The following is a 24788-nucleotide window of genomic DNA, read 5'->3' on the forward strand; positions in this document are numbered from 1 at the left end:
TAATTACCCATTACCCATTACCCTGTTACTGAGCGAAGTCGAAGTATTACCCATTACCCATTACCCATTCCCTGTTCCCCGTTCCCTTGCCATCTGTAGCACTAATTTAATGATTTCATATCAGATTTTGATTATTTTGATATCTTGTTTTTATGAGAGAAACCGATACTTTAACGCCGGATGCTCAATTGGATTTGCGGGGGACTCCTTGTCCCTTGAATTTTGTTCGGACTAAATTGCGCCTGGAACAGATGACATCGGGTTCGCTGTTGGAAGTTTGGTTGGATGGGGGAGAACCCATTGAACAAGTCCCCGATAGTTTGACCATGGCAGGATATCATATCGAACAAATCAAAGATTGTGGAGAGTTTTTTGCGGTTCAGGTTCGTTGCTCACTCCTAAACCCGTCCAATGATCAGTGATGACTCCTTGAATACAACGGAACTGGTGGGAACTGTCGTCGCAGTTCAAGCAAATTTCTATCAGGTTCAACTGGAATCCGACCGGGTTGTAGCACCTGAACCCCTATTGTTATGTACCCGTCGTTCTCTTTTAAAAAAGATGGGTCAGCAGGTGATGGTGGGCGATCGGGTGGTTGTGGAGGAACCGGACTGGTCGGGAAAACGGGGGGCGATCGCTCGGGTGTTTCCTCGAATTACGGAACTGAGTCGTCCTCCAATTGCCAATGCTAATCAAATTTTATTGGTTTTTGCGATCGCCGAACCGGAGTTAGAAATCACGGCTTTAAGTCGGTTTTTAGTTAAAGCTGAATCAACGGGTTTAGAGGTCTGTTTATGTTTGAATAAGTGCGATTTAGTGTCGTCCGAGGCGTTATTATTTTGGCGCGATCGCTTATTAAATTGTGGATATTATCCTTTATTTATTAGTGTTAATAGTGGTTTAGAATATACGGTTGATTCTGAGCGTAGAGTGATTGAAAAATCTATTTTTCAAGCTGAAAATACCTTTCAAGAAAATACTTTACTTTATCAACTTAAAGATAAAACCACAGTGATTTCCGGCCCATCGGGGGTAGGAAAATCCAGTTTAATTAATCAATTAATTCCGAGTCTGAATATAAGAGTTGCTACGGTTTCAGGAAAGTTAGGACGGGGAAGACATACCACTCGCCATGTTGAATTATTTCAATTACCAACTGGGGGATTATTAGCCGATACACCGGGATTTAATCAGCCCGAATTAGAATGTCATCCAGAAGAATTAGTTGATTATTTTCCCGAAGCAAAACACCGTTTTAGTACAGGAAAATGTCAATTTAGTGATTGTTCCCATCGAGATGAACCAAATTGTATTGTTCGGGGTGACTGGGAACGTTATCCGATTTATTTGGAGTTTTTAGAAACTGCGATAGAGTATCAAGAAGCTATTAAACAACAACCGGATATAGAAACTAATGTTAAATCTAAAACCAAATTAGGAGGTAAACAACAATTAGAACCTAAATTGGCTAGTAAAAAATATCGTCGTTCTTCCCGTCGTTTTCAACATCAAACCCTACAGGATTTATGTGAAGAATTTAAGGATGATGAGTAGCGATCGCATCAATCGAATATATAGGGATATGTAGGGGGTAATTCATGAATTACCCCTACCCGGAATTATTTGGGATTAATATAGCAACCGCGCCGACATGGTGTTTGACAAAGACTGATCCAGAAAATCTAGGCGGTTAATTCTTTCCCTCCAGTGTTGCGATGTTCCCTGCCGGATAACTTTTTGTTGCTTCATCGGATCAGTAGAATTACGCAAATCTTGGAAAAAATGCGATTTTAGCGAATTATTTTTCCGAATAAATACTGTTTTTTTGAAAAGAGAATCCTGATAAAATTAAGCCAAATCCGATGAACAGTAGTGTTAATAAAATGATTTCCTACTGTTAATCGATATACCCATTTTTGGTTAAAAATTTCCATGTTAAGACAATCTGAGGTGGCGCGAATTTTAGGAGTTTCTCATCAACGGGTCTCTCAATTAAGACTTAGACATCGCATTGAGTTTACCTGGAATGGGAACTTAAAAACCTGGGTCACAACCGAGGAAGAAGTTGAATATTTTCTAGCCTGTCGAGCCCAGCGTTCTACTATGATTAAAAATTAGGAACTATTCTTAATCTATAGCGGAGAATCGGGAATAATGGGATTTTAATAAATTTTAAGCCTAATAAAGTCTAAATTAGCTTTATAAGCTGAGAATATATCCCAAATTCCCGATATTCACTCCATCAATTGAAAATAAATCACTGTCCGAAATGCTTTAATTATATTAATTTCCCTTAAACCTTCAGATTTTAAGATTAACTGTTGTATTGTTTTCTCCCAGTCAGACTTCGCAACACCTAGCACCTAATTTTCGGTGAACCGTACTCGAAAGGTCGTGAAAATAAGATAAACTACTTTAATGGAGTTGGGTATAGTAAGAAAGTGTTATAGGAAATCTATAACTTAGAACCTTCCTAATATTGTTAATTTTCGATCAATTAATTAGCATCAAAGTAGAGGATAAATATGCAACCTACCGATCCAAATAAGTTTACAGAAAAAACCTGGGAAGCCTTAGCCCGAACTCCCGAGCTTGTCAAACAATCCCAACAGCAACAAATTGAAACTGAACACTTAATGAAAGCGTTGCTCGAACAAGAGGGACTGGCTAAAAATATCCTGAGTAAAGCTGAAATATCCGTTAATCAGTTTCGAGAAAAAACCGATAGCTTTATCAATCGCCAGCCTAAAATAACCGGAACAATTGCTAATGTTTATTTAGGTCGGAGTTTAGACACTCTGCTGGATAAAGCTGAAACCTATCGCCAAGAATACAAAGATGATTTTATTTCCATTGAACATCTATTTTTAGCTTATACTAAAGATGATCATTTTGGCAAGGCTTTATTTCAAGAATTTCACTTAGATGAAACCAAACTCAAATCTATTATTACTCAAATTAGAGGAAACAATAAAGTGACTGATCAAACACCCGAAAACAAATATGAATCCCTGGAAAAATATGGTCGAGATTTAACCGAAGCGGCCCGTCAAGGAAAACTTGATCCGGTGATTGGACGAGATGATGAAATCCGCCGCACGGTGCAAATTTTAAGCCGGAGAACTAAAAATAATCCCGTATTAATTGGGGAGCCTGGGGTGGGTAAAACTGCGATCGCCGAAGGACTTGCCCAGCGAATTATTGCGGGAGATGTGCCTCAATCTCTGCAAGAAAGACGGTTAATTGCCTTAGATATGGGGGCGTTAATTGCCGGGGCAAAATTCCGAGGAGAATTTGAAGAACGCCTAAAAGCGGTATTAAAAGAAGTTACCGATTCTAACGGGGCAATTATTCTATTTATTGATGAAATTCATACGGTTGTTGGGGCGGGTGCAACCCAAGGGGCGATGGATGCTGGGAACCTTTTAAAACCTATGTTAGCCCGGGGAGAATTGCGCTGTATTGGGGCAACAACCCTAGACGAATATCGCAAGTATCTTGAAAAAGATCCTGCCTTAGAACGGCGTTTTCAACAGGTTTATGTTGATCAACCCACGGTTGAAGATACTATTTCAATTTTGCGCGGATTAAAAGAACGTTATGAAGTGCATCATGGGGTAAAAATTTCCGATAGTGCCTTAGTGGCGGCGGCGGTATTATCAACTCGATATATTAGCGATCGCTTTTTACCCGATAAAGCCATTGATTTAGTTGATGAATCTGCGGCTAAATTAAAGATGGAAATTACATCTAAACCAGAGGAATTAGATGAAATTGATCGGCGAATTTTGCAATTAGAAATGGAACGTTTATCGCTTAAAAAAGAAAGCGATGCTGCCTCTTTAGAACGTTTGGAACGGATAGAAACGGAATTAGGAACTTTAAAACAAGAACAACAAAGCCTAAGTTCCCAATGGCAATCGGAGAAAAATGTGATTACCGATATTCAATCCATCAAAGAAGAAATTGATCGGGTTAATATTGAAATTCAGCAAGCCGAACGTAACTATGATTTAAACCGAGCGGCGGAATTGAAATATGGAAAAATGGAGGAACTCAAGAAAAAACTTAAAGCCATAGAAGCTCAATTAGAAAATACTCAAACCAGTGGCAAAACCCTATTGCGGGAGGAAGTTACCGAATCCGATATTGCGGAAATCATCTCAAAATGGACAGGAATTCCGATTAGTAAATTAGTCGAGTCGGAAATGCAAAAACTTCTAACTTTAGAAGCTGAATTACACCATCGGGTTATCGGTCAAGATGAAGCAGTAACGGCCGTTGCTGATGCCATTCAACGCTCAAGAGCGGGGTTATCTGACCCCAACCGTCCCGTCGCTAGTTTTATCTTTCTAGGCCCCACAGGAGTCGGGAAAACGGAGTTAGCAAAAGCCTTAGCTTCCTATTTATTTGATACCGAAGAAGCGATGGTGCGAATTGATATGTCGGAATACATGGAAAAACACGCGGTTTCCCGTTTAATTGGGGCGCCTCCGGGGTATGTGGGATATGATGAAGGGGGGCAATTAACTGAAGCAATTCGTCGCCGTCCTTACACAGTTATTCTGTTTGATGAAATCGAAAAAGCCCATCCCGATGTGTTTAATATAATGTTGCAAATCCTTGATGATGGCAGGGTCACGGATGCCCAAGGTCATACGGTTGATTTCAAAAATAGCATTATCATTATGACCAGTAATGTGGGTTCACAGTATATTTTAGATGTATCGGGTTCCGATTCCCAATATGAAGAAATGCGGAGTCGGGTATTAGAAGCAATGCGGGCAAGTTTCCGACCGGAATTTTTGAACCGAATTGATGAAATGATCATTTTCCATGCCTTACAAAAATCAGAATTGCGACAAATTGTGAGTCTGCAAGTTGAACGTTTATCAAAACGTTTAGTAGAACGGAAAATGACGTTAAAATTATCGGATGCTGCCTTAGATTTCTTAGCAGAAGTCGGTTATGATCCGGTCTATGGTGCTCGGCCGTTAAAACGGGCCATTCAACGGGAATTAGAAACACCGATTGCTAAGGCAATTCTTCGTAGTGAATTTGTGAATGGGGATACAATTTTTGTGGATATCGAAAACGAACGATTAGTTTTTAAACGTTTACCCCTGGAATTGTTAACTGTTCAAGAGTGATAAATAAATAGAAACCGGGTTGCTCAACAAAACTTTCGGTTTTCTCCGATAGATAACAGGAGAAACCCGGTTTCTTATCTTAACAATAGATCGTCTGTAATAGAGGCAATAATGAATACATTAGAAAAGTTAGAACTCCTGAGTGAAAACTGTAGCGATCGCACGGAATTAGATAGAATTATTGGACAACTTCTCACCATTATTTTGACTCGTCATCGTCAAAAGTTAGCGATTTATGATCAGGATATTAAAAAGTTTGAGCAAAACTATAAGCTAGATTCTAACCAGTTTATACAACAATTTGAAGCGGGAATATTAGGGGATGAGATGGATTTTTTTGAATGGTTTAGTTTGTGTGAATTGCGACAAGATATTTTAGTCAAAATTGGTAAATTAGAAAAAGCATTATGATGAATGCTGAGGATTATTTGGCTTTGATAAAATCCTTAATTGCTCTTTGTCCAGAAGTAATAGATTTTAGTATTCTTAGAGAAGAAACACAAGTTAATAAAGGACTATGGCGATACCGACTAACTTTAAAAGATCATAGTTTTTTAGAAATGTTTGAGTTTTTTGAAATTGAATCTGGACAAGTAAAAATAATCAAGTATAGTTTCCATTGGCAAAAATATGATGGACAATTGATTAAACGTTGGGATAATGCGGCTCATCATCCTGAGATAGAAACTTATCCTGATCATCTACATGATGCCGCGGAAGACTCTGTATTTCCCTATCAACCAGTGGGGTTTGATGGGATTTTAAAAATAGTTTCTGAGCAATTAAATTTTTATTTAGAAAATTGAAAGATATTAGATGTTTAGCACCTTAGAAATTGATATTTTAAATTCAGAATACTTGGATTATAACACCAATTAACTTGGGAAAGAGAAACCGGGTTTTTTAACAAAACTTTCGGTTTTCGCCGATAGACAACATGAGAAACCCGGTTTCTGATCTTAACAAAACTTTCGATTGTCGCCGATAGATAACATGAGAAACCCGGTTTCTGAGCCTAGTCGTAATAGATCGTTGCGTCCCTTAGTTAATTAACTGCTAACTTGAGTAATAATAGCCTCCAGTTCATTTTGAATTTTTTCAAGTTTTTGGTGTTGTTGATTAATCCAAACAATCGTTTTTTCTTTTTCCTCTAAAGTCTTAGTATGAGCTTCTTCTTGCTGCTCAATCAAATTTTCATAGAGTGCGATTGCTTGGTAAATAAAATCAGTAACTACAAGATATCGTTCTTGATAAACTAATTCAATATTTTCAACAATTGTATTAAAAGTTTCTTCTTCAGACTCAAAAAACTTTTTAAAACCTAAGTCATATACCTGCCACTTACACTGATTATAAACCTCATTTTCATCTGGCCCACCAAAGAAAAAACCTCCAATGAGAGTCGCTAGACCTCCAACGATCAGTACAGGGATAAATCCTAAGCCTACAAAGCCAAGTAATGCACCTGCGGTTAATCCGCCTGCTCCCAAACCACCAAGCACATTGAAGCCACCCTCATCATCATTTAGACTACCAGCCCTGAAAGAGTTAATTCCCAAATTATTAGCTCGAATATTACTCGCCATGCTGCTAGTAAATTGTTCATCTAAATTGGTTCCTAGTTGATTACCCAATTTTTGTAAATCTATTCTAATCGCTTCTAATTCGGAATGAATTAGACTATTTAGCTCTTTTACCTGTTGGGATAAAATTTCTGATTGTAAGTCATCAATCCAATTTTGTATTTCTTCAGAAAGACATTGAGTAAATTGTTCGCAGTAATCCTGTAAAACTTTCTCCTTATCTGCAAAAGGTGAGTGTTTCGATGTCCATTTATCAACTTTTTTAGCTATACGGTCTTGTAATTTTTCAACCCATTTATTCCAAGATTCAGAGGTGTATTCTAGGGAAACAGCTACACTATATTTTGCCTGTTCTAAAATCCTAACATCTCGTCCACTAGCCTCTCCAATTTTCTCAAAAATTTCCATTTTTGCTGATTCAGAAATTTTGATCTTTCCCTCTAAAATTTTCTCAAACTGTTTCAACTTATTATCAGCTATTTCAGTTAATGCTTGAATTCGATTGACACTAGAGGTAACTTCAATTTTACCTCGCTCATTCACTAAAAAGTCTTGAATACAATTAATAAAATAATCAAAAGTTTCTATGTATTCATTATGCTCATTATTCACAATAGCATCTAAGGCTAATTTTGCAGAAATATAGTGAATTCGATTTTCTCCTGAAATAATGGGTTTTTTACCTTGAATGTTTTCTTCAATTCGTTTAGGAATTTGATTGCGTCCCTTTTCAGTTTGTACCAAATCCCAAAAATTAACTAAAATAAAAAGATTATTAGCAGGTTGATCAGATAATCCTGTATTTAAGGTAAGTTTTAATCCTTCTATCACATCTCGTTCCGATTTAGCCAAACAACGGGAAGCACTGGTGATAAAAATAGCTGCGTCCGTATCTTTAAGAATTTTTTGAGTAATCGCTTCCCTATCAGGATGTTCATTCAACCCAGGAGAATCAATAATTTCAACTCCACTGCTACAAATATCTAAATCAGGATGTTCAAAAATAATTTCCTCAATTTTACAATGAGCTAGTTCATCACTTAAATTGCCAATGGCAGCTTCTTCCGAAATACTCACTTTTTCTTGATAATCTTCTATGGCAATATCTTCTGTACGTCCATCTTTATAACAACAAATGACCCGTTTTTGCTCTCCATATCGTAAAATACTCACTACGCCAGTACAAGGAATTTCCCGTACAGGTTGGATTTCTTCTCCTACTAACGCATTTAAAAAGGTTGATTTTCCCTGACTAAATTCTCCCACCACCGTTACACGAAACCGTTTTGATTGATTTTTATTAGAAATTTCTTGAATATCATGAATTAAACTTTTCGGCCAGACTTGATGTTCCTCTTGAGCAATTATTTGATAAAATCGATAACAAATATTATCTAATTCCTGGCGATAATTCTGAAATTGTTTCAGGTTCTCATAAGTCGGTAAAACGCGAATCTTATCTCGCTTTAATCTGGGTTTGGCGGGTAAAATCTCAACAATATTTTTAGCAGCTAAAACAAAAATATTATCTAATAATTGAAATTGCGCCGGATCAAGTAAACTATGAACTTCAACAAGAGCCTCTTGATCTTCAATAACTAGGTCGCTAAAAGCTGATTCAAAAATTTGTATATGTCGAGAGTCAATATTAATTTGATAAGCAAGGTTTTCTAAATAATCTTTTTCTCTAAGCTCTATCTCACCATCTGAAGCAGACATTTGATAACCAAAACCGATTAATAACAGTTTCTCGGAATCAGACAGAGTAGACATTAATAACAATAAGTCATTGAAGTTTTTATAAATTCTAAAAAAAAGAATATGTTTTGTAAAAATAGGGACTAATTTTTTTAAATTACTGTTAGGAGGAATCAGGCGAGTTAGATTAGTTTGCCAACGCTCTCTTTCTTGAGGCGTAATTTTACCATCCTGGTAAATAACACCCATCAGTACGCACAGCAACGACGCCATAAAAACTACCGCCGGGGTAGCATCTTTTTTCTGGAGTTCTTGCCCTGCCATCCGTGACAATAAAGCCAGAGACTCGCAGTTAATTAAGCTGATGTCCATATATCAGTTCAATCTAATTTATGAGATCGTGAATTATTCTATGGTATCATAAAAAAGCAAACTGTTCTAAATTAAATTACAGTTAAGTAAGTGCAACAAAGGTTACAAAAAAAATAAATTGTTTACAGAAGTTAAATTTTCTTAACTTTTTACTCTGACTAAATAAAGGAGAAAAGCAATGGAGTACATCTTTAGTGCGGGTAATCAAGCTCTTTGGGCTGCGGGTAAGCTGATCCAAGCCACGACAAACACAGGTCAACTTTTACCCATATTAAGAGATCCGATAACGGGTAAATTTGTTGAAGTCGCTAAAAGTTTAACGCTTGATAATGCACCTTTTGCGCCTTTTATTGCCGCTAACCCCCTTCTAGCAGGAGGAAATATGGTGATGAACGCAGGTAATGGATATCTGAATAATCAGGGATTTCAATCGATTTTAGGACAGTTAAATGGTTTACAAAACAGTTTAGGCGTTTTACAAGCAACTACTGCTGTTATTGGTGTGGGTGTAGCTACTACTGCTGCTCTTTCGGCGGTGAATTTATGGCAAACTTTAAAATTACGAGAAGATGTTAAACAACTGAGATTAGAAATAAAAGACGGATTTATTGATCTTAAACAAGCATTAAGAAATCAAGGATTAGAAGTTATTCAACATATTGATCAAGTTGCTCAAGATATTACCTTTAATCAACACCGTTTAGAGTTTGTTAAAGCTTATAGTCGATTTTTAGAAGCCACCAAACTTATACAAATTGCTACGTCTATTCAAGATATTAATGCTAGAAATATCGAGTTATCTAACGCTCGACAAACCTTAAGTGAATCTTTGGCAATTTATAATAGTCCTCACATTCTTTCTGAAACGTCAACCGCAGGTCAACTGAGACGATATGAATGTTCTTGGGTTATTGAACAAGCGATCGTGCTAACCTATTATTTACAAGGAGAACCTAAAGCATTAAGTGAGCGTCTATCCTATTTTCAAAATAAAATTCGTCAAGATGCGTTAAACGTGATTGAAAATTGCCAAACACAAGACGAGTTAGATTTCATTTTTCCTGAAATTACCCGGATTCATAATCATGATCTAGCAGCTTTAGAACTCTGGAAAAATCAAGTTGATTGGTTCAACAGTTTACCTCCTTCGGACTTAAAATTATTAGAAAGTGTAGATTTGAACGAGAGCAAGTTAAATTCTGTTTCTAATTCAGAATCATCTTTAAAAACGATTGAGAAACCACCCGAACAGATTTTTTATGAAAATATAAGAGAAAAATCTCATTCTTCCTCCTTAGAACAACAGCTTAAATTTTTAATGCGTTCTACTTTACGGAAAGAAGCAGAAATTTATGTTAGTGAAAATGCCGAAAATTTTGGTTATAGAACATTAAATCTAGCCAATTTAGAAAAATCATCTAATTTAACAGTTGCTAATCTTTATTGGTATTTTAAAGTTAGAGAAGAATCAGAAGAAGAAATTGAGGAAGAAGTTAGTATTTAAAACCCAACTGCGGCCATCAACAATGATTAAGAATCTTTAAGTTATCGCGATCGCCATCTACCCTAACACAATTGATCAAGACGCGCTATATAATATTCAATAATTGCTTGGGATAAAACGATGATCAAAATCATTAAACAATTGACTATTGTTTTTTGTGCCATTTTTCTGTTAAGTGGCTGTGTTAGATATGATGTGGGAGTAGAATTTAATGATCAGACTCATGGTCAAATCGTCCAAAAGATTCAATTAGGAGAACAACTCACAAGTTTTAGTAATGATGTCATTGATGAATGGATATCTAGTTTAGAAGGACGGGTTAAACAGTTAAGAGGAAAAACAAAACGACTGTCTCAACAGGAAATATTAGTTACCATTCCTTTTAATAATGGTAAGGATTTAGAGACAAAATTCAATCAATTTTTTAATCCTGCTGAATTCAATACTAAAAAATCCAAGAAAAAATCTGATATTGAACTTCCTCAATTTTCTGCCAATTTAAACCTTAAACAAAATAATTGGTTTTTTGCCTTACGCAATCATCTGAATTTGGAATTAGATTTGCGATCGCTTTCCCTACTTTCCACCTCAGAAAATGTATTAATTAGTTCGGGAAACCTATTAGAACTAGAATTTGTCTTAACCACTCCCTGGGGGGCGAGGGTCATTAATCCTATGACTATTTCTGAGGGCGGGGGAGAACGCCTATTATTCAATATTGAATCCCAGGGAAAACAGGTCGTCTGGAAACTTAAACCCGGAGAAATTAATCAATTAGAAGCGATTTTTTTGGTTCCCAGTCCCATTGGGATTTGGACAGTCATAATTATCCTGATCACGGCTTTCGGAATTTATCTCAAATATACTTTTATCCCCAAATTTAAAGCCGGACAATCTCCAATTCCTAACCGAGTTTAACTCCATTCCCAAGTCCCATAAAATACCATTCATCCCCCGTAGAGACGTGCCACGGCGCGTCTCTGTGCTCAATATCTATAGGAGAAAATCAAAATGCGTGCATTAAATTTTTTGTTTGTTTTTATTGTAAGTAGGTGGTCATAAATAAAGTCAATAATAGAAAAAGATTGTTTAGGATAATTCTTGAGAGTTACTCAGGGAATTAAATCGCAAGCGATCGCAGGTACAATCATTTCTTTCGTTTCTATCTTCAATGGCTTGAATCACAGCTTGGCTCAAATCATATTCATCTTCAAACATTCTTCCCGCCAGTTCATGAGTTTTTAATTGATGCCATTCTGGTTCGATTTCATTCAATTCAGGGCTATAAGCAGACAGGAAGAAAAATTCTAATTTTTTGTCTTGCCACTCCCTTTCTTTTTCTTGTATTTTTTGACTTTTATGGACACTGTAGTTATCTTGAATCAGTACGGTAATTTGTCGAGTATTTTGAAAATGCTTTTCAGCTTTTTCCGCTTGCCAATCTATAAATTTTATGTAATTCTCACTTGTAATTCCTGACAAACTTAAACCGTACTCAAAACTTTTTCCTTTTTCTAATACTCCAATTACATTCAATCTTTTTCCTCGCTTTTTCGTCTGGTTTATTTGTTTCTGCTTCCCCTTTTTTACATAGGTGTAACTCACAGGACTCCATAAACAAAAACCTGCCTCATCTAAATATTTTAATCTGACCAAACCCTCTTCTTCATAACGCTTTAACGTCTCCAAATCTCTTTTCTTGCTCGCTGTTTTTTCGGGATTCTGTTTTTTCTTTAAACTGGCTTTTGTTCTTTTCCAGCGCCAGTCTTTTTTTTTTAAGATTTTTCTAATTCTTTCTGCGCTTAGTGCGATCGCTCTCTCTCGCAGAAGTTTTTCCGACAGTTGACGGCTATTATAAGTTCTTTCATCTGACTCTATACAAGTTTCTAAATATTCTATATCTTCTTCTTTCCACCTCCGTTTTCTTCCCGAACGAGGAGCATCAAATAATCCTTCTTTTTCTTGATTTATCCATCGAGTTATTGTTTTTCTTACCATGGCTTCTGAACACCTTAAAGTCTGGGCTATTTTTGAGACCATCCATCCTCCATCACTAAACATTAATATATCTATTCTCTGCCTTGTTCTTTTCGGAACTTTCTCTTGCTGATACAGAGTTAGTAGCTCTTGTTTTTCTTCTTCTGTTAGTTGAATTCTTAACCTCAGTGGCATGACTATTCCTCTGATATTTCTTCATTTCTTATTTTAACTCTATTTATGACCACCTACTTACAAGCCCCCATTTCCATAGAATTAATTGTTGCTCTGGGATTGGGCGCATTCTTAGCGTGGATTTTTAGTTTATGGTTAAGATTGCAGCAAATCCTTGCTAACCGAGAAACCTCTCGCCAAATCCGACAACAGGAAAAACGAATTCAGGAGTTAGAAAAAAATCTGCAAAAACAACGCAATGAGTATCAAACCTCCTTAGAAACTCAACAAACAAGTGTATTGACTTCCGCAGAAGTATTAACCCAGACTCCTGAAGTTATCCCCAACGAAAAACCACCCATTGACAAAACCGCAACTAAATAAATCCATTACCCATTACCCATTACCCATTACCCATTACCCATTACCCATTACCCATTACCCATTACCCATGAATCAAGGTTTTGGTCTACAATAATCAAATATTCAGCGAACTACTGAGCTTTGTACCTTCAGTGATTTCAGGCGATTCTGCAATTTATAGCCCTAACCCCATCGAACCCATTCCCCCACCCCTTGCCACCCCTCAAGATGCGTTAACGGCTCTCTCAGAGGGGATTGCTCTCCTAATTGACTTGGCACAACGGGGGGAAATTGATCCTTGGGATGTGCAGGTAATTGATGTGATTGACCGTTATCTGAGTAAACTGACCCCCCCAGAGGAATCAAGCTCTAGCAATAATTTTGCCGAGTTGTCCCAGTCCGGTCAGGCATTTTTGTATGCCTCGATGTTAGTCTTGCTCAAGGCTGATAGCTTGATGGCGACGGAAACCCTAGACCCGAATGCTGGCACAATGGAGGGGGAGGAGTTCCTAGACCCTGAAGATGAGGGGAATGGGATTCAACGCCCCCAACAACTGGAAAAACAAATCCGGCGGCGGGCAGTTGCCAAAATTCCCCAAAAACGACAAGTGACGTTGCAAGAACTGATTGAACAGTTGCAACTGATGGCCGCTACCATTGCCGCCCAAAAAGCCCGTCCCCGTCCCCGGGCGAATACTGCTAAAAGCAGAGCCACCACCGCCAAGGCGATCGCTGAATTAGCCCATCAAGAAAATTTAGTAGAAATGGCGGCACAAGTCGAACAGCTTTTGAACTCAGGATCACAACAAACTCCAGCATGGTTTGATTTGGAGCAGTTATTAAGCCTGTGGTTGGAGATGAAGCAATCAGAACAACCCTCGCCCCCGGAAGAAAACCCGATTCAGCATAGCCCCAATCATGATCGCGTGGGAGTGTTTTGGGCATTATTATTATTATCGGCCCAATCTAAAGTGGAACTAGCTCAAGAGGAATTTTACCAAGAACTCAAAGTTCGATCCTTGACTGAACCACCTGCAAAGCCATGAAATCGAGTTATTTTAAATTTTCTGAGATCTTGCCGATTAAGCACCCTGAACCTTGATAGGCTATTAATTGATTAGCAGACTCAAAGATCAGATTGTAGAATGGAGCAGTTCTTCTGTGTAAAGGCTTCGTGCATACCAGGCATTTAGCAATTCTGATCAGTCAGTTGCATCTGAGTGAATAATTTTAAACATAGCGTAGGGTTGTGAGGAAGTGAACATGAAAGCCATGATTTTAGCGGCGGGAAAAGGAACTCGTATCCGTCCAATTACTTATACTATTCCTAAACCTTTAATTCCGATCCTGCAAAAACCGGTGATGGAATTTTTGGTGGAATTACTGCGAATGCACGGTTTTGACGAAATCATGGTCAATGTCAGTCATTTAGCAGATGAAATTGAAAACTATTTTCGTGATGGTCAAAAGTTTGGCGTTCATATTGCCTATTCTTTTGAAGGACGAATTGAAGACGGAAATTTAATTGGAGAAGCATTAGGTTCGGCGGGAGGGATGAAAAGAATTCAAGACTTTAATCCCTTTTTCGATGATACTTTTGTGGTTTTATGTGGTGATGCGTTAATCGATTTAGATTTAGCCGCCGCCGTAAAATGGCATAGAGAAAAAGGCTCAATTGCCACCATTGTCATGAAATCTGTTCCCAAAGAGCAAGTTTCTAGTTATGGGGTTGTGGTCACTGACGAAACAGGCCGGATTAAAGCCTTCCAAGAAAAACCATCGGTGAATGAAGCCCTCAGCACTGATATTAATACGGGGATTTATATTTTTGAACCAGAGATTTTTAAATATATTCCTTCCGGGTGTGAATATGATATTGGGAGCGAATTATTCCCCCATTTAGTGGAAATTGGGGCTCCTTTTTATGGGATTTCAATGGATTTTGAATGGGTGGATATTGGGAAAGTCCCCGACTATTGGCAAGCGATTCGCAGTGTGCTGTTAGGATATATTAAAAATGTTTCTATTCCCGGTCAACAGGTGCGTCCGGGGATATATACGGGGCTGAATGTGGCGGTGAATTGGGATAAAGTCAATATCCAAGGCCCGGTTTATATTGGTGGGATGACTCGGATTGAGGACGGGGCGACGATTATTGGCCCGACAATGATCGGCCCAAACTGCTGGGTTTGCAGCGATGCCTATGTGGATAATAGCGTGATTTTTGAATATTCCCGTTTGGGGCCGGGGGTGCGTTTAGTCGATAAATTAGTGTTTGGGCGCTATTGTGTGGATAAGCTGGGAGCCTCTATAGATGTTCAAGCGGCGGCTCTGGATTGGTTAATTACCGATACCCGTCAAGCTTTTAATAATGAATCGTCTGAACGACAAGCAATCGTCGATTTATTAGGCAATCCTTAATCTAAGCGGTGTCGGTGTTCGGTTTTCCGGCTCCGTTACCCGCCCCTTTCTTGATACTAACACTCAACAAAAACTGCTGATGTCTTCTTTGACTTGCGATCAATCTAAGTTTATTGTTGCTGAATCTGGTGCATCTTACTATCAGAATGATTCGGATAATTCTGTTTTAGGTTCAGAACGATTTATTGAAGTATTAGTAGATATTCCTTATGGTTTTAATTCGGAGGAACAGGAACAACAAAAACTATTTACCTATCGCGTTCCTCCAGATTTAATCATCAAACCTGGAGATATTGTTAGTGTGCCCTTTGGGAATCAACAATTAGGCGGAATTGCGATCCGATCAATGGATCAATTACCTCCTGATTTAGCTGAAAATAGAGTTAAAGCCGTTGAAGATATTATTTGTAATGGCTTTTTTCCTGCAACTTATTGGCAACTCTTACAACAGGTATCTAATTATTATCAAACTCCCTTAATTCAAGTGATTCGGACGGCGTTACCCCCGGGATTATTAGGCAAAAGTCAACGTCGCATCCGTTTAATTCCTGAAACACTTCCCCAGGATGCTCAATTATTTTTAAATCCGGCCGCGGCTTCTATTTTAAAATTGTTGCAATCTTCAGCTACCGGAGATTGTACTTGGAAATATTTAAAACAAAATGTGATTAATTCTCCCCGAGGATTAAAAGATTTATTACAACGAAAATGGATTGAAAGTTATTTAGAACCCCCTAGTCCCCCCCGTCCTAAATTAAAACAAGCGGTGACATTAGTTGATGATATTATCCCCTTAGATCTAACTTCTCGTCAACAGGAAGTTTTAATTCTGGTGATTAAAGTCCTCAAGCAACAGGGGGGAGAACTTTGGTTTAATGATTTAATTAAAATTTGTAATACCAGTTCTAATTTATTAAAAAATTTAGCCGAAAAAGGCTGTATTATTATCACTGAACGGGAAGTTTTAAGACAAGAGCAAGGTATTTTTCAAACTTCCGATCAGCCGAAAATATTAAATCAATATCAAACGGAATCTTTACAAGCAATTAACTGTTTATCTGGTTATGCTCAAATATTATTACATGGGGTTACAGGTTCGGGAAAAACAGAAGTTTATTTACAAGCGATCGCACCCATTCTAAATATCGGAAAATCCGCCTTAGTATTAGTTCCTGAAATTGGCTTAACTCCCCAATTAACCGACCGATTTCGCGCCCGTTTTGGTGAACAAGTTTTTGTTTATCATAGTGCTCTTTCCGATGGAGAAAGGTATGATACTTGGCGGAATATGACTTTAGGTTTACCCCAAATTATTATCGGAACTCGTTCGGCTATTTTCGCACCTTTACCGAAATTAGGATTAATTATTTTAGATGAAGAACATGATAGTAGTTTCAAACAAGATCAACCTTCTCCCTGTTATCATGCTCGAAAAGTTGCGGGGTGGCGGGCAGAATTAGAAAATTGTCCCTTAATTTTAGGATCAGCAACTCCCTCCTTAGAAAGTTGGTTAGAAATTAAACAAAAAACTCAACAAAATCGGTTTTATTTATCCCTTCCCGAACGCATTCAAGCGCGACCCATGCCACCTATAAAAATAGTCGATATGCGTCAAGAATTGCGCCAAGGAAATCGCTCTATTTTTAGTTATGATTTACAAACCGCCCTACATCAATTAAAAGAAACTCGTCAACAAGGAATATTATTTATTCATCGTCGGGGGCATAGTACCTTTGTTTCCTGTCGCAGTTGCGGTTATGTGATGGAATGTCCCCATTGTGATGTTTCCCTCGCTTATCATCACGAACATCCCGACGCCGCCCAACTTTTAAGATGTCATTATTGTAATTATAGTCAACTCTATCCCCAACGTTGTCCCGATTGTGACTCTCCTTATTTTAAACATTTTGGTAGTGGAACTCAACGGGTTACAGAAGAATTAAATCGGTTATTTCCTGAGTTGAAATGTATTCGATTTGATAGTGATACTACCTCTCGAAAAAATGCCCATCGCACCCTATTAACTCAGTTTGCCAATGGAGAAGCGGATTTATTAGTGGGAACTCAAATGTTAACTAAAGGATTAGATTTAGAGTCCGTTAGTTTAGTGGGAATTGTATCAGCAGATGGGTTATTACATTTATCAGATTATCGTGCTAGTGAACGGGCTTTTCAAACTTTAGTACAGGTGGCGGGACGGGCGGGACGGGGCAATGATCCCGGGCGAGTAATTTTACAAACCTACACCCCAGAACACCCGGTAATTCAAGCGGTACAACGTCATGATTATGAGTCTTTTGTTGCTATGGAATTACAACAGCGACAGGAGTTAAATTATCCGCCCTATGGTCGTTTAATACTATTACGTTTAAGTAGTTTTAATCAGCAAGATGTTGAACAAATTGCCCAAAGATTGGCAGAGTTTTTATTGGAAAATAATCTTGATTCTGATTTTGAATTATTAGGCCCGGCTCCGGCTCCTATTCTGAGAGTTGCTAACCGTTATCGCTGGCAAATTCTGCTCAAAACCTCTCAAGATTCTTCTATTATTTTACCTAAATTTTCTGATTTTAATTCAGGTTCTGTTTATATTACGATTGATATTGATCCTCTGCATTTGTAGAGTTTATCATTAATTATATTGGGGATTTAATCTAGTGAAAAAGAACCACAAAGGCACTAAGACACAAAGGAATGAAGTAGGATTATCAGGGAGATAAGATAGTTTGTTGTCGCGATGCAGTGCTCTGAGTAGGGGCTTAAGCCCAACAACGTTATTATAAAAGATGTCGATATAAATGTAAGGGCAGTTTTGACCGTTTTTTAAAATCGAGAAAAGACTTATAACTGCCGCGCTGTTGACGTTCTAAAACGATAATTTTAGCCGCATTGAGATGGAGTCCTAAACTCACTAATTCATCCATGGATAAAACATTTAACCTTCGCCAGGAATGATGAATTTCTTTATTCATATCAAACCCAAATGAAACTAAAGGCTCAATTCGGTTTAACGTGGCTTCAGGAATTCCAATTAATTCCGAGAGTTCTTCTAAACTCGTGAAATTATAGCCTTCGCGTTTCATTTCCTCAATTTCATTAGCATAAACAATCGGTAAATCTAAGCCATGAACTAAATCATGTTTAGAACAATTATTAATATCAATTTGATCTCGATGTTTGGCAATTAATTTAATCAGGTGGGAGTCATGGGAGTTGGTTAAAGAATTAGGATAGGTTTTAGCTAGAAATTCTTTTTTTAGGGCGATCGCCGTGGCAATTTGAGCAATCCAAAGAATGCCACTCAAAGAACTATTTGATAAGATAAAAGCCGCTGCCACAAACCCTAAACCCGTGTAAACCCAGGATTGAGTTTTGGTTTTACTACCAGCATAAACAATGGCTAACCCTCCTAATACGGGAAACAAAGACCAGTATAACCACTGCGGGGTTTTCTGAAACCATTGGGATAGATTAGACACCTTGAATGTCACTCCTATTAATATTTACAATTCATTTAATAATTTGCGACGTTTTTCTTCATATTCTTCGGCGGTAATCGCATCTTGATCATAGAGTTTTTTCAATTGAGCAATGGCGATGGTCACATCCTGACGAGAATTAGTCCCGTTTAAAGTGGCATTGTAAAAACCTGGATTAAATTTAGCATTAAAGGTTTGCTCAGACATTAATAATAAACCCAGAAAATCAAAGAAGGCAAGAATAGCGGGAACAAAAGTCCAAGAAAATAGGAGATAGATAATTCCCCCAAAATTTTCCCCTAAATAAAACTTATGAATCCCAAATGCACCTAAAAAGAAAGCGAGTAAGGCAGCTAAGAATTTATTTTTCATTATGTTTTCTCCTGAATTTAAAATATTCAAAAGACTAATCTAGGTCAGATCAGTAGGAATTAAAGATCGATTTTGCGGGTTGGGCTTTTGGAAAACCTACCTATCATAAAGTATAACAAAACCATAGAAGTTTGTACTTCTAGGAGTGTTAAATATCCCTTAACAAAAATATTAGAATCCCAAGTTGAATTGAAATAGAAAATCAGAAGACCCAGTACACCGTAGGACAGGAAACGGAATCGACTCCACAAGGGCTTAGGTTGATTAGTCTGAGAAAGAGTCATCTTGAATTACACATCCTTATGAGTCAAATATAAAAAATCTATAAGATTTTCAAATCCCCTATATTACTTTAACACATCCAAATTAAAGGATTCCGCAATTAATAAGTCTTCAATTCCCCCTGAGTCTTGGGATCTTGGGGGGTTGTAGTCAAAACTCGTATCCTATGCTACACCACGTCTAAAAATATTTGCTATCTTCATAATAATACATATCTTCCTAGGGGATAGTAGACAATTTGTCAAATACTTGTTACACTTGTTAACAATACTGGAGAACCCGTAAGGAGTCACCCATGAACCAACCCGCAGAATTATCTCTTGAGCAACAATTCAACCTAACTTCCTTCAAGATGCAAGTCGGTCAAATGAGTCCCGAACAGGCTCAGGAGTTTCTAATCAATCTCTATGAACACATGATGGTCAGAGAAAATATGTATCAACATTTTCTCAAACACCATTGGGGACTCGAACCCAATTTTGCTCAGGAGTAGACCTTGAAACGATTTCAGTCGGCGATCTCTACCTTTAACTTGTTTCCGTCCCTCGGAAACAAGTCAAGGATAACGCGCTATCAAACTGCTGAGGTCAACTCACTTGGGATAAAATTGATCTTTAAGATCAACCTTGAATACCTATTTATTATTTGCGTTCTAAGGTCGCTTCCATCACACTAATTAAATTCAAAGAATGCCCCGCCATAATTCCACTGCAATAATAGTAGTGATTAGAATCAACTTTTCTGATGGTTTCAAAGCCATTCCGACGTTGACGTTCATCCCCTAAAACCCGATAACGTTGGACAATAGATTCGGGGTTAATTAAACCTTCGCCTTCAATTTTACCGAGTTGACTATGTTGTAAAACAAACGTATATTCTCTTTCATTACCATCTAATCGTCCCCGATACTGTAAAATAATGTCTTCGCGATCGCTATTGGGGAAAACTAATTTTGTCACCATACTAAACCAGTCGCTTTGATGCCAAGCAACCACCGTTTTTCCGCGAAGGGAAATTGGCATTTGACTCCGATCAATCCAATGTCCTTCTATTAACCATTGACCAGATTCCATCAAAAATGTGTGAGCCACAGTGCCACCCTTATTTGCACCAAGATTGAAAAAATCCTATCGATTTAAGTTATTGATGTGGATCTTATCACGTTGGGGGTCAATACCGGGTGAATTTCTCCCAATAAAACTTCGGAAACCGCGCCCGTTACCGAGGGTAAATTTCCCGGAATTTCTAATAGTCGCCAATAGGCTAAAACAGCAAAAGCGATCGCTTCTTTAAAATCAGCATTTAAGCCTAGTTCGGAAGTGGAAAAAACGGGAATCGGGGCGAATAAAGTTTGTAAACGCTGTTGTAAATAGTGATTATGGCTACCCCCCCCACACAATAAAACTTGGTCGGGTAACTGGGGTAAAAATTGATAATAACTGTGATGAATCGAAACGGCGGTTAATTCCGTTAAGGTGGCTAAAATATCCGCCGGACTTAAATTATAGAGTTCAGCTTCCCTTAAACAGCGTTGCCAATATTCCACCCCAAATAATTCCCGTCCCGTTGATTTCGGGGGCGGTTGTTGAAAAAAATCCTGCTCTAACCATTGTTCAACTAGGGCCCTACAGGGGGTTCCCGTAGCCGCCCAGGCTCCATCCCGGTCGTATGTTTGAGAGCCTCCAGAAAAATACTGTACCGCTAAATCTATTAAGGCATTTCCCGGCCCCGTATCCCAGCCTAAGATCGGGTGCTCGGTTTTAGGAAGATAAGTAACATTGCCAATACCCCCTAAATTTTGAATGCAGCGATCATACTGAGGATGGCGGAGGAAATAGTTATCGAGAATCGGAACTAGGGGCGCGCCGTGACCTCCGGCGGCGATATCCGCTACCCGAAAATTAGTGACGGTGGTTAAACCTGTTAACCGGGCGATCACCTCTCCCCGTCCCAGTTGCAGACTGTAACCCAGTTGATTTCCTTGGGGGGGACGATGAAACACCGTTTGACCGTGGGAGCCAATTAGTTCCGCAGGTTCAGAGGACTGTTGTAGAGTTAAAGCAGCATGGGCGAAAACCTGAGCGATCGCATCATCTAATTCAGCCAATTCTGCCAGGGATACAGGCTTTCCCCCACATAAGTCTAAAATTTGCGATCGCAACTCCGCAGGATAGGGAATCGTGGCTCCGGTCAAGAATTCCAGCGACCGATCCCCCGGCGAACCTGAAATTTCAACCAAGGCCCCGTCAATCCCATCCACGGAAGTCCCACTAATCAAACCAATCACACGCATGGGATTAACTATTTATTTAATCAATTGAGATCACAATCACCGTAATATTATCCTTGCCCTCCCGATCTTTGGCCGCTTTAATTAGGGTTGTGGCTGCGGTATCACAGGCTCGGATCAATTTGAGATGGGAAGCAATGATCCCGTCGGGGAGTTCTTCCGTCAGGCCATCACTACATAATAATAGGCAATCCCCCGACTGGACATCCATCTGAGCAATCGCAATGTCCGAGAGATCAGCCCGTCCCAAACATTGGGACAGAACATGACGCCAAGCATGGGTGCGAGCTTCATCCTGAGTTAAAGCATTCCGTTTGACGGCTTGGGCAACCCAAGTTTGATCCTCTGTAATTTGTTCTAACTGATGTCCGCGTAAACGATATAAACGGGAATCACCCACATTAGCAAACCAAGGACTGTCCTGATCCCGGAATAAAGCCACAACTGCCGTTGTTCCCATATCTCTGAGTTCAGGATGTTTGTCTTGCTCGTCTAAAATTGCCTGGTTAGCGGCGACAAACGCCTCTTTGAGAATAGCGTCCGATTTTTTAGAACTATCCCAATGCTTCAGGATGTGTTCTTTAATGGTTTGAGTGGCAATCGAACTAGCTTCCTGACCCCCGGCGTGTCCACCCATACCATCGGCGACAATAAAAAAACGGCCATCAGGATCAATATAATAAGAATCTTGGTTGACGTTACGAACATTGCCCGTATCCGTCATTCCAGCAAAATAACGTTTCATAAACAAGTAAAGATTTACCTCTAACTCCCAAGCGGGTTGGGTTATCCAATTTCCCTATATTTACCCAGGAGAATCACTTAGCCGGATTACAAAACAGTTGACGAGTAGATGAAATATTTACATCATTCGATCCAAACGATCAATCCGTCGTAATAGTCTCAAGAAAGTAATCCCCAGGGCAACAGCTAAGAATATTACAAACAGAGCTAATCCCACTTTATCACTAATGAATAACAGTGTGGCTGATAGAGTCAAGGCAGCGATCAGGACGGTGTAATTCGTCCCCATTTGGACATTACTCATCCGTCTTAAGGCCCGGTCAGTTTCGGCCAGACGCACCCGCATTCGGATATCTCCCTGTTCGAGTTTCTCGAGGGTATCTTCAATGCGTCCAGGTAATCCAAAAGCCGACGAACCAACTTGAACCGCTTGGCGGCTGAATTCATTAAAAATACTATTGGCAGTATTGGGAAGATTTCCATTAGACATAAGCTGCATGGCAAACGGCTGTGCCACCTCCATAAAGTTAAATTCGGGGTCGAGTCCTTTTCCGACTCCTTCTAAAGTAGAAAATGCCCGCATCACAAATGTAAAGGTGGCGGGAAAACGAAACGGTTGGTCATAAGCAATTTCATACAAATCATCACTAATCGCGGCAATCGATTGATTTTCAAACGGTTGATCCATGAAGTTATCCAGCATATACTGAACCGACCGACGTACCGGGCCGATGTCCCCCGTAGGTGCGATCGCCTCCATGGCAATTAAAGATTTAACCACCCGATCGCCATCTTTTTGAGTGATGCCAAACAGGGTTTCCATCAATTTTTCCCGCAGATTGGACGTAATTTGTCCCATCATACCAAAATCATAAAAAATCAATTCTCCCCCGGGACTGACGGCAATATTCCCGGGGTGGGGGTCAGCATGGAAAAAACCATGGTTGAGAAGTTGTTCTAAATAGGCTTTGGCTCCCATTTGTGCCAGTGCTTTCCGGTCGAGTCCCGAGGCTTCTAAGGCTTCATAATTGCTAATTTTAATCCCGGGAAGATACTCTAAAGTCAGAACTCGGGGGGAAGTGTATTGCCAAGAAACCCTCGGCACTTTCACCCAATCACAACTGCGGAAATTACGCCTAAAGGTATCGGCATTGCGACCTTCATTCAGGTAGTCAATTTCTAACCATAAAATTCGACAACATTCATCATAAATGCCTACCCAATCCCGACCTTTTCCCCAACGGGGATGATTTTGAAAATAACGGGCAATCCCCCGTAAAATCGCTAAATCAATTTCAAATAATTTTTTGAGTCCTGGGCGCTGAACCTTGACCACCACATCCGCCCCCGAATGCAGTTGGGCTTTGTGAACCTGACCCAAACTCGCCGCCGCTAAGGGAATCGGATCAAAATCTTGGAATAACTCATGAACGGTTTTACCGAGATCTTCTTGAATAATTTCTTCGCTTTGTTCATAGCTGAAGGCGGGAACTTTATCTTGCAGTTTGGACAGTTCTTCGACATATTCGTTCGGGAACAAATCCGCTCGGGTGGAAAATAATTGTCCAACTTTAATGAAAGTCGGGCCCAAGTCTAAAAAAGTTTCTCTAACCCAAATTGCTTGCGCTCGACGACGAGCATTTTTTTTATCTTCGGTAAAACCGCCCCAGTAACTCCATTTTTTACCATCGACCCACAACCACATTAACCACGTCAATACGAACGTCCAAATATCAATAAAACGTCTTTGACGGGAATAATTTTTGCGGTTCCAACGGTAGGCTTTTCCCCCATAATTTTTGCCGGGAGGGGGGACTAAAGGCGGATTAATTCGTTGTTCTGAACCCGAACCCCGAACTGAATGATCAACAGGAACTGACACAACCGTTTCCACAATGAAGTTAACCCAATAAGCGCGTATTTTGACTACAAAAGAGTTTAAACGGTGCGATTACGATACTTTTGCAGTTCGGAGCGCAATTCCGCAACTTCGGCCCGCAGTTCGTCAATAGTGGCTTGCAAGTCTACAGGTTCACTGTTGGAACTGGGAAAGTTGCTATCGCCAACAACGGTGGTCACTTCTTGGGCGGCGCGCTCCATCACCTGTTGGGTAAATGAGCGTAGGTGTTCTTTCTGTTCGGCATCAAATTTCCCCAGTTCACTCAGGGCGTTAGTCAGACTATTTCCCAGTTGTTCGTACAGTCCCTCGGCTAAGGCACGGCCAACAAAAAACGAATTCACGGCGGGTTTACTCATAAAACTTAAGTTTTGCTAACTTCCGTAACAAATTATAACCCGTTTTTCTCATCTTAAGGGTTTTGTTTGGGTAAAAACACCGGTGTACGGACGGACTACGGCGGGTCTTTTCTGGTTTTCTCA

Annotated in this window: 22 protein-coding genes; 13 read left to right on the forward strand and 9 right to left on the reverse strand. The window is 39.2% G+C overall.

All coding sequences use genetic code 11. The features are described 5' to 3' along the window. Positions 1-152: 152 nt before the first annotated feature. The 6 genes from PL9631_RS14715 to PL9631_RS14740 all read left to right on the forward strand — a co-directional run bounded on the left by PL9631_RS14715 (position 153) and on the right by PL9631_RS14740 (position 5956). The gene (locus PL9631_RS14715) at positions 153-422 is read left to right on the forward strand and encodes a sulfurtransferase TusA family protein (protein ID WP_083621450.1); all 270 of its coding nucleotides are present in this window, start codon (positions 153-155) and stop codon (positions 420-422) included. Continuing rightward, the gene (gene rsgA / locus PL9631_RS14720) at positions 412-1554 is read left to right on the forward strand and encodes a small ribosomal subunit biogenesis GTPase RsgA (protein WP_083621452.1); all 1143 of its coding nucleotides are present in this window, start codon (positions 412-414) and stop codon (positions 1552-1554) included. The genes PL9631_RS14715 and rsgA overlap by 11 nt, the downstream gene beginning before the upstream one ends. A gap of 378 nt (positions 1555-1932) precedes the next feature. Then, complete coding sequence (locus PL9631_RS14725; RefSeq protein ID WP_083621453.1) at positions 1933-2118, forward strand: hypothetical protein; 186 nt, start codon at positions 1933-1935, stop codon at positions 2116-2118. A 407-nt stretch (positions 2119-2525) separates the two neighbouring features. Then, positions 2526-5150, forward strand: a complete 2625-nt coding sequence (clpB, locus tag PL9631_RS14730; RefSeq protein WP_083621455.1) for an ATP-dependent chaperone ClpB — start codon at positions 2526-2528, stop codon at positions 5148-5150. Between the two features lie 111 nt (positions 5151-5261). Next, a complete protein-coding gene (locus PL9631_RS14735) occupies positions 5262-5561 on the forward strand; it encodes a hypothetical protein (protein ID WP_083621456.1) in 300 nt (99 codons plus the stop codon). Further along, positions 5558-5956: a toxin-antitoxin system TumE family protein gene (locus PL9631_RS14740; RefSeq protein ID WP_197046379.1), complete on the forward strand. Its 399-nt coding sequence runs from the start codon at positions 5558-5560 to the stop codon at positions 5954-5956. The genes PL9631_RS14735 and PL9631_RS14740 overlap by 4 nt, the downstream gene beginning before the upstream one ends. Before the next feature lie 243 nt (positions 5957-6199). On the opposite strand, the gene PL9631_RS14745 is transcribed toward PL9631_RS14740, so the two are convergent. Next, positions 6200-8803: a dynamin family protein gene (locus tag PL9631_RS14745; protein ID WP_083621460.1), complete on the reverse strand. Its 2604-nt coding sequence runs from the start codon at positions 8801-8803 to the stop codon at positions 6200-6202. A 178-nt stretch (positions 8804-8981) separates the two neighbouring features. On the opposite strand from PL9631_RS14745, the gene PL9631_RS14750 reads away from it, so the two are divergent. Together PL9631_RS14750 and PL9631_RS14755 are read left to right on the forward strand one after the other, a co-directional pair. Beyond that, positions 8982-10307: a hypothetical protein gene (locus PL9631_RS14750; protein WP_083621462.1), complete on the forward strand. Its 1326-nt coding sequence runs from the start codon at positions 8982-8984 to the stop codon at positions 10305-10307. Between the two features lie 120 nt (positions 10308-10427). Then, positions 10428-11225 carry a DUF3153 domain-containing protein gene (locus PL9631_RS14755; protein ID WP_156090582.1) on the forward strand — a complete coding sequence of 266 codons (798 nt, stop codon included), beginning with the start codon at positions 10428-10430 and terminating at the stop codon, positions 11223-11225. Between the two features lie 171 nt (positions 11226-11396). Here PL9631_RS14755 and PL9631_RS14760 read toward each other — a convergent pair whose 3' ends face one another. Further along, entirely contained in the window at positions 11397-12479 is a 1083-nt protein-coding gene (locus PL9631_RS14760) for an IS630 family transposase (protein ID WP_083616166.1), read from the reverse strand. Positions 12480-12524: 45 nt separating this feature from the next. Here PL9631_RS14760 and PL9631_RS14765 point away from each other — a divergent pair, with 45 nt between their 5' ends. The 4 genes from PL9631_RS14765 to priA all read left to right on the forward strand — a co-directional run bounded on the left by PL9631_RS14765 (position 12525) and on the right by priA (position 17865). Beyond that, entirely contained in the window at positions 12525-12842 is a 318-nt protein-coding gene (locus tag PL9631_RS14765; RefSeq protein ID WP_083621464.1) for a LapA family protein, read from the forward strand. Positions 12843-13021: 179 nt separating this feature from the next. Then, on the forward strand, positions 13022-13867 hold the full coding sequence (locus tag PL9631_RS14770) for a segregation/condensation protein A (RefSeq protein WP_083622099.1): 846 nt from the start codon (positions 13022-13024) through the stop codon (positions 13865-13867). Between the two features lie 217 nt (positions 13868-14084). Then, a complete protein-coding gene (locus PL9631_RS14775; RefSeq protein ID WP_083621465.1) occupies positions 14085-15242 on the forward strand; it encodes a sugar phosphate nucleotidyltransferase in 1158 nt (385 codons plus the stop codon). Positions 15243-15321: 79 nt separating this feature from the next. Beyond that, positions 15322-17865 (forward strand): primosomal protein N', encoded by a 2544-nt coding sequence (gene priA, locus PL9631_RS14780; protein ID WP_083621467.1) that lies wholly within the window; start codon positions 15322-15324, stop codon positions 17863-17865. A gap of 154 nt (positions 17866-18019) precedes the next feature. Here priA and PL9631_RS14785 read toward each other — a convergent pair whose 3' ends face one another. Both PL9631_RS14785 and PL9631_RS14790 read right to left on the reverse strand, forming a co-directional pair. After that, positions 18020-18721, reverse strand: a complete 702-nt coding sequence (locus PL9631_RS14785) for a helix-hairpin-helix domain-containing protein (protein WP_083621468.1) — start codon at positions 18719-18721, stop codon at positions 18020-18022. A 24-nt stretch (positions 18722-18745) separates the two neighbouring features. Then, entirely contained in the window at positions 18746-19093 is a 348-nt protein-coding gene (locus PL9631_RS14790; RefSeq protein WP_083621470.1) for an NINE protein, read from the reverse strand. 577 nt (positions 19094-19670) lie between these two features. Here PL9631_RS14790 and PL9631_RS14795 point away from each other — a divergent pair. Further along, the gene (locus PL9631_RS14795; protein ID WP_027255584.1) at positions 19671-19868 is read left to right on the forward strand and encodes an NblA/ycf18 family protein; all 198 of its coding nucleotides are present in this window, start codon (positions 19671-19673) and stop codon (positions 19866-19868) included. A 148-nt stretch (positions 19869-20016) separates the two neighbouring features. On the opposite strand, the gene PL9631_RS14800 is transcribed toward PL9631_RS14795, so the two are convergent. The 5 genes from PL9631_RS14800 to PL9631_RS14820 all read right to left on the reverse strand — a co-directional run bounded on the left by PL9631_RS14800 (position 20017) and on the right by PL9631_RS14820 (position 24665). Beyond that, on the reverse strand, positions 20017-20466 hold the full coding sequence (locus PL9631_RS14800) for a hypothetical protein (protein ID WP_197046380.1): 450 nt from the start codon (positions 20464-20466) through the stop codon (positions 20017-20019). Between the two features lie 44 nt (positions 20467-20510). Then, positions 20511-21668, reverse strand: coding sequence for an anhydro-N-acetylmuramic acid kinase (locus PL9631_RS14805; protein ID WP_083621475.1), 1158 nt, complete (start codon positions 21666-21668; stop codon positions 20511-20513). A gap of 16 nt (positions 21669-21684) precedes the next feature. After that, entirely contained in the window at positions 21685-22410 is a 726-nt protein-coding gene (locus PL9631_RS14810; RefSeq protein ID WP_083621476.1) for a PP2C family protein-serine/threonine phosphatase, read from the reverse strand. 117 nt (positions 22411-22527) lie between these two features. Next, positions 22528-24291: an ABC1 kinase family protein gene (locus PL9631_RS14815; protein WP_083622101.1), complete on the reverse strand. Its 1764-nt coding sequence runs from the start codon at positions 24289-24291 to the stop codon at positions 22528-22530. A 56-nt stretch (positions 24292-24347) separates the two neighbouring features. Beyond that, positions 24348-24665: a DUF6825 family protein gene (locus PL9631_RS14820; protein ID WP_083621478.1), complete on the reverse strand. Its 318-nt coding sequence runs from the start codon at positions 24663-24665 to the stop codon at positions 24348-24350. Between the last annotated feature and the right edge of the window lie 123 nt (positions 24666-24788).

Source organism: Planktothrix paucivesiculata PCC 9631 (genome assembly GCF_900009265.2).
GTDB classification, from domain to species: domain Bacteria; phylum Cyanobacteriota; class Cyanobacteriia; order Cyanobacteriales; family Microcoleaceae; genus Planktothrix; species Planktothrix paucivesiculata.

Bases quoted from the DNA above. Each gene is read 5' to 3' on its own strand.
- PL9631_RS14715 (WP_083621450.1), top strand. From the start codon at position 153: ATGAGAGAAACCGATACTTTAACGCCGGATGCTCAATTGGATTTGCGG.
- rsgA (WP_083621452.1), top strand. From the start codon at position 412: ATGATCAGTGATGACTCCTTGAATACAACGGAACTGGTGGGAACTGTC.
- PL9631_RS14725 (WP_083621453.1), top strand. From the start codon at position 1,933: ATGTTAAGACAATCTGAGGTGGCGCGAATTTTAGGAGTTTCTCATCAA.
- clpB (WP_083621455.1), top strand. From the start codon at position 2,526: ATGCAACCTACCGATCCAAATAAGTTTACAGAAAAAACCTGGGAAGCC.
- PL9631_RS14735 (WP_083621456.1), top strand. From the start codon at position 5,262: ATGAATACATTAGAAAAGTTAGAACTCCTGAGTGAAAACTGTAGCGAT.
- PL9631_RS14740 (WP_197046379.1), top strand. From the start codon at position 5,558: ATGATGAATGCTGAGGATTATTTGGCTTTGATAAAATCCTTAATTGCT.
- PL9631_RS14745 (WP_083621460.1), bottom strand. From the start codon at position 8,803: ATGGACATCAGCTTAATTAACTGCGAGTCTCTGGCTTTATTGTCACGG.
- PL9631_RS14750 (WP_083621462.1), top strand. From the start codon at position 8,982: ATGGAGTACATCTTTAGTGCGGGTAATCAAGCTCTTTGGGCTGCGGGT.
- PL9631_RS14755 (WP_156090582.1), top strand. From the start codon at position 10,428: ATGATCAAAATCATTAAACAATTGACTATTGTTTTTTGTGCCATTTTT.
- PL9631_RS14760 (WP_083616166.1), bottom strand. From the start codon at position 12,479: ATGCCACTGAGGTTAAGAATTCAACTAACAGAAGAAGAAAAACAAGAG.
- PL9631_RS14765 (WP_083621464.1), top strand. From the start codon at position 12,525: ATGACCACCTACTTACAAGCCCCCATTTCCATAGAATTAATTGTTGCT.
- PL9631_RS14775 (WP_083621465.1), top strand. From the start codon at position 14,085: ATGAAAGCCATGATTTTAGCGGCGGGAAAAGGAACTCGTATCCGTCCA.
- priA (WP_083621467.1), top strand. From the start codon at position 15,322: ATGTCTTCTTTGACTTGCGATCAATCTAAGTTTATTGTTGCTGAATCT.
- PL9631_RS14790 (WP_083621470.1), bottom strand. From the start codon at position 19,093: ATGAAAAATAAATTCTTAGCTGCCTTACTCGCTTTCTTTTTAGGTGCA.
- PL9631_RS14795 (WP_027255584.1), top strand. From the start codon at position 19,671: ATGAACCAACCCGCAGAATTATCTCTTGAGCAACAATTCAACCTAACT.
- PL9631_RS14805 (WP_083621475.1), bottom strand. From the start codon at position 21,668: ATGCGTGTGATTGGTTTGATTAGTGGGACTTCCGTGGATGGGATTGAC.
- PL9631_RS14810 (WP_083621476.1), bottom strand. From the start codon at position 22,410: ATGAAACGTTATTTTGCTGGAATGACGGATACGGGCAATGTTCGTAAC.
- PL9631_RS14820 (WP_083621478.1), bottom strand. From the start codon at position 24,665: ATGAGTAAACCCGCCGTGAATTCGTTTTTTGTTGGCCGTGCCTTAGCC.